We start from the raw sequence: 4,573 nt of genomic DNA on the forward strand, positions 1-4,573 counted from the left end.
GTGAACTTCCTCGAAGAACGAAATGTGTATGTCTTTCTTAATTATGAGAACTACGAATAGATAGTAATAGGTTGGTTTTGCTCATATTTAAATAAATATCAACCTATTCATGATGTTGAGAACGACTTGGGAAAAAAGGCTTTATATTCGAAATATTCAATACCATCTACAATTAACCAGAATAAAGCAGTTCAAATTACTCCCATAATATTATGTTTGGAGGTGGCATGGTTGTTTCTGAAAAAGAGAGCAGATGGCAAGGAGTTAATTAAATTGCTTTGTTATTTTAGTTGGCTATAGCAAATATCTAAGAAATCACTAAAGGTTCGTGGAGAATCGTGATGAAAATGAATAAGGTAGCTTTATCAGTGCTTACGGTATGCATCGGCTTTTCCGGTTTTGCCGCTGCATCCTATGATGAAAACGATTCATATGATTACTCATCGTATGAAAGTGATAGTTATGCGAGCACAGATACTGACAGTGGTGAAGAATATAACTCTTATGATGAACCTGTTGATGACTCTTATGACGAATCTGTTGAAGACTCTTCTGATGATTCGTATGAAGAATATGACGATACAGGCGATGAAGATACAGATTATGACACCAAGGATGAGCATTCTGACTACAAGCACAAAAAGCATTCTGATGATGACGATGATGCAGACAGTAAACAGCGCTTAGCCCTTAATTTGGTAGGTAAGGGTGAAATGTATGAAATGGACGTGCCGGATATAGACGGTGATGAGCAGCCAGATCCCGCTTTTTGCTTTGATGTTGATTTGAAAGAAATAGCGACGGGGGATCTTGTCGGAACCGCGACAGATTGCTTGTCTAACATCGAGGACGGGCCCAATGGAGGGCTTCAGCTTGTCGGAACAACCTTCTTTAAATTTCCGAACGGCACCATTGTGACTCGGGGTGACACCACAGTACAACCGGCAAACAAGCCAATAGTGACACCGGAAGGTGAGGAAATAACACATATCACAGGCGCCTCCAGTGATGAAAACGCAGTAATTAAAACATCGGGTGATTTTGCCTGGTATCGTGGCACGGTGCGTTTGTCTGGCATGGTGAACCTAACTGACTTCGGCGGTGGGGTTGGCGAACCTATCTTCTTTGATTGCCTATTTATCCTTGATTTAGAAAAGATCAAGTTCAAACGCCCGTACTGGTATGACTGGTACAAAGAGCGCTACAACAGAGATCACAACTGGAGGCATCACGGCCATCGACACTATGGTGATAGAGATTCATCAGATGACTCCGATGAAGGCAAGGTTCATAGCTCTGACTACCACAGAGGTTATGGCTCCCACTCAGGGTATTGGCGTTAAGCAAGAGCGTTCAATAGCAGCAGGAAAAGCCTAAAGCAATGTGCTTTAGGCTTTTCTTTGGCTGTGTTCTTAATTTATGACCATCAGCCCAGATCAATGATGATCGTTATTTCATCTGGAATAACAGAACTTTATTGTATGCAGTTACCATTAGCAGGTCTTGATTCTTGCCGCCAATTTCAAGGTTGCTGATATGGCCGGCATCGATGGCTATGAAGTCAACTTGCTTCCCGTTAGAATCGAAAACACCCACACCGCCATGTCCTGCAATAAAGACATTACCTTTCTGGTCAACCTCGACACCATCGGCCATTGGCTCTGATCCCTCTGGCGTTTTAACCTGAGCAAACGGAGTCTTATTGCTTACTGTCTGGCCGTCAACATCGAATCGATATACCCAACCATCTGATGTGTCGGCAACATACAGTAATGACTCGTCAGGAGAAAAGGCAATACCATTAGGCAGCTTCAACTCGCCTGAAATTAACGTAAATTCACCATCTAAATAACGGTAAACACCTCTGACTGGCTGTTCTTCTTTTGCTTTTTGTGGGCCATACCCCTGAATGCCAAATGGTGGATCGGTAAACCAGACACTGCCGTCACTATTGACGGTTAAGTCATTGGGGCTATTTAATGGCTTGCCGCTATAAGTTGCCGCAGTAATCACCTTTTCACCGTTTTCCTGGCGGTATGACAGCTTTCTGTCATGACGTGCCGCCCAAAGGTTTCCGCTTGGATCAATGGCCAGGCCATTGGCGTAGCCAGAATTATCATCAAAAACGCTCAATGCGCCTTTCAAGTTATAGGCGTATGTCTTGTTGTTTGGAATATCGCTAAACAGGAAACGCTGGTGCTTCGCATCCCATGTTGGGCCTTCAACAAAACCGAATGAGTTACCGATAAGAGTAGGGTTGCCTTCTACGACCGAAGCTGCTGAAGCATTCATGGAGATAGCCGTTAGGGCAGCCATAAACAGTACTTTTTGCATGTTTCTTTCCTCTTACTACTTAGTTGCCTGCAAAGGCCTTAAACGTTTGTCCTGTTTCGATGCCTAATGCTGAACGGATGTAGGATTTCGCGACATCCCTTGCATCGATAGCGTGAAATCCAGGGAAATAATCGCCATAGGTACCCAGTGATTCGGTAACCACTGATGGGCTAACAACATTAATGCGTATACCGCGAGGTAATTCGTTCGATACCGCTTTAGCGAAATGCTGTATTGCGCCGTTAAGCGTTGCTGCACTGGTTCCATAAGCAATCGGGTAGTCGGCGATAATGCCGCTTGTAAGTGTGATACTGCCGCCATCGTTTAGGTATTCGGTGCCAATCTGGGTCAGGTTCACTTGTCCCATCAGGCGGCTGTTAATGCCGACATCCCATTCTTCGAGTGATAGGTTGGTGAACGTATTGAATGCAACATCACCGGTGGCACAGATGATTGCATCTACCTTGCCTACTGAATTAAGTGCAGAGCGAATCGAGGCTTGCGAGGTAATGTCAATCTGCACATCACCGCTACCTTTGCCCGCCTTAACAATCTCATGTTTTGTAGCAAGCGCTTCAACGACTTTGCGGCCAATTGTGCCCGATGCACCAATTACGAGAACTTTCATCGTTTTTCTCCTTTTTGTTTATGTTTTGAATCTTAGGTGGTTGTGATTAGGAGAAAAACAATAGAAAATGATTTCACTGTTTACTAAATGGTACTAATTGATGAACTTAACTTATGTGCAGACTTTTCTTGCAGTTGCAGAGGAGCGGAGCTTCACCAAGGCGGCAGAAGTACTGGATGTATCAAAAGGTTTGGTATCTCGACATGTACAGCGCCTAGAGGAAGCACTGAATTCCAGGTTGTTCCATCGGACAACGAGGGCGATTAGCCTAACCGAAGTGGGTGAGGAGCTATATGCCAAGGCGAAGCAGATTCAGTTGCTGGCCACCGAAGCGGAAATGCGTGTGCTTGATATGACGCAGGAAGTGGCGGGTGATTTGAAAGTGACGGCCCCTATCGAGTTCGGCCGCGCGCTTTGTCATCATGTGATCCCATCATTCAGGCAACAGTACCCAAAGGTGAATCTAATTCTCGATTTCGGCCCTATAAAGAAGAAAATTGAGTCTGGTGACTTTGATGTCGCTTTCAGGGCTTATGAGGAGCTGCCTAATGATGTCATTGCCAAAGATCTCGGCTACATCCGGAATGTACTGGTTTGCAGTAAGAGTTATGCAGTGGGTAATTCGCTGAAGGCTATCGAAGAGATTCATCAATGTAGCTTTATTCTTAACAGCCAAAATGAACGCTGGAATCAACTTCAGCTTATTAATGACGATCAAAACTATCATATAGAAGTGACTGGAAGCCTTCGCACTAATACTTACTGCTCAATCTTAGAATTGGCGATGCAGGGAATGGGGGTAGCAAGCCTGCCATTTTACCAGGTTGAAGCGCTTATCAAGAAAGGGGAGTTAGTTCATGTTTTCCCTGAGTGGTCTGTAAAAGCCCAGAAATTAAGTCTGATCTATGCCCAAAGACGAGTTACACCGCAAAAGTTAGTCACCTTTAATCTTGCGGTTATGCGCTGGCTGGAATCTAACCGGCTGTACATGATCCCCAAGGGATAAGATTACGCCCTTGGGCATCGAATAAATCAAAGAAAGTGCTGAATTCTATTTAATATCTTACGTCTAGAACGACAATTTCCCACTTTTTAGTTACTATCATTCCACGATTTATTCTGGTGATATTGATATGAGAATTTCTGTTGATGGTGGCTCCTTCAAGGTCGCGATTGAAACTGAGTTTGAAGGGCTAGTAGATGAGGCATCGGTTATCTATAACGAAGCCCTTAAGCAGACAAAATCTAACGATAAAACGATCTTACGTTTCTTGCAGACTATCCTCGAGCACCGAGATAGCGACGATGCTATCGGCTATGCGATATTGGGTTTGCTGGGTTGGTATCACGCGACGATTAACCCGGTAGAAAATCAAGATATCGAGCTCAACTTACCGAAAATCTTGCCTCACCTTATTAACCCGGCTGGTGATTTAACTGCATTCAGTGCCAGTGAAAAGGGTACGTTTTTGCATTAATGAATAATGCTCTTGCCACCATTGCTGTACGACAGAAGCAATGGTGTTTGAGACAAATACTTTTGTATTTACGCCTTCGCAAACTTATAGGTACGATAGCCGCCAATTAAGTTACGTGCCTGATAGCCGTTGT

General features: G+C 44.1%; 5 protein-coding genes. 3 read left to right on the forward strand and 2 right to left on the reverse strand.

The genetic code is table 11. From position 1 onward, the window contains the following. Positions 1 to 341: 341 nt before the first annotated feature. On the forward strand, positions 342 to 1,343 hold the full coding sequence (locus MHN01_RS17430; RefSeq protein WP_239412503.1) for a hypothetical protein: 1,002 nt from the start codon (positions 342 to 344) through the stop codon (positions 1,341 to 1,343). Between the two features lie 106 nt (positions 1,344 to 1,449). Here MHN01_RS17430 and MHN01_RS17435 read toward each other — a convergent pair whose 3' ends face one another. Next, positions 1,450 to 2,334: an SMP-30/gluconolactonase/LRE family protein gene (locus tag MHN01_RS17435; protein ID WP_239412504.1), complete on the reverse strand. Its 885-nt coding sequence runs from the start codon at positions 2,332 to 2,334 to the stop codon at positions 1,450 to 1,452. A gap of 19 nt (positions 2,335 to 2,353) precedes the next feature. Further along, positions 2,354 to 2,962 (reverse strand): short chain dehydrogenase, encoded by a 609-nt coding sequence (locus MHN01_RS17440; protein ID WP_239412505.1) that lies wholly within the window; start codon positions 2,960 to 2,962, stop codon positions 2,354 to 2,356. A 100-nt stretch (positions 2,963 to 3,062) separates the two neighbouring features. Here MHN01_RS17440 and MHN01_RS17445 point away from each other — a divergent pair, with 100 nt between their 5' ends. Both MHN01_RS17445 and MHN01_RS17450 read left to right on the forward strand, forming a co-directional pair. Beyond that, positions 3,063 to 3,968 (forward strand): LysR family transcriptional regulator, encoded by a 906-nt coding sequence (locus MHN01_RS17445; protein ID WP_239412506.1) that lies wholly within the window; start codon positions 3,063 to 3,065, stop codon positions 3,966 to 3,968. 127 nt (positions 3,969 to 4,095) lie between these two features. After that, positions 4,096 to 4,440, forward strand: a complete 345-nt coding sequence (locus MHN01_RS17450; protein WP_239412507.1) for a hypothetical protein — start codon at positions 4,096 to 4,098, stop codon at positions 4,438 to 4,440. Positions 4,441 to 4,573: the final 133 nt, after the last annotated feature.

Source organism: Photobacterium sp. OFAV2-7 (assembly GCF_022347985.1).
In the GTDB taxonomy this organism is placed as follows: domain Bacteria; phylum Pseudomonadota; class Gammaproteobacteria; order Enterobacterales; family Vibrionaceae; genus Photobacterium.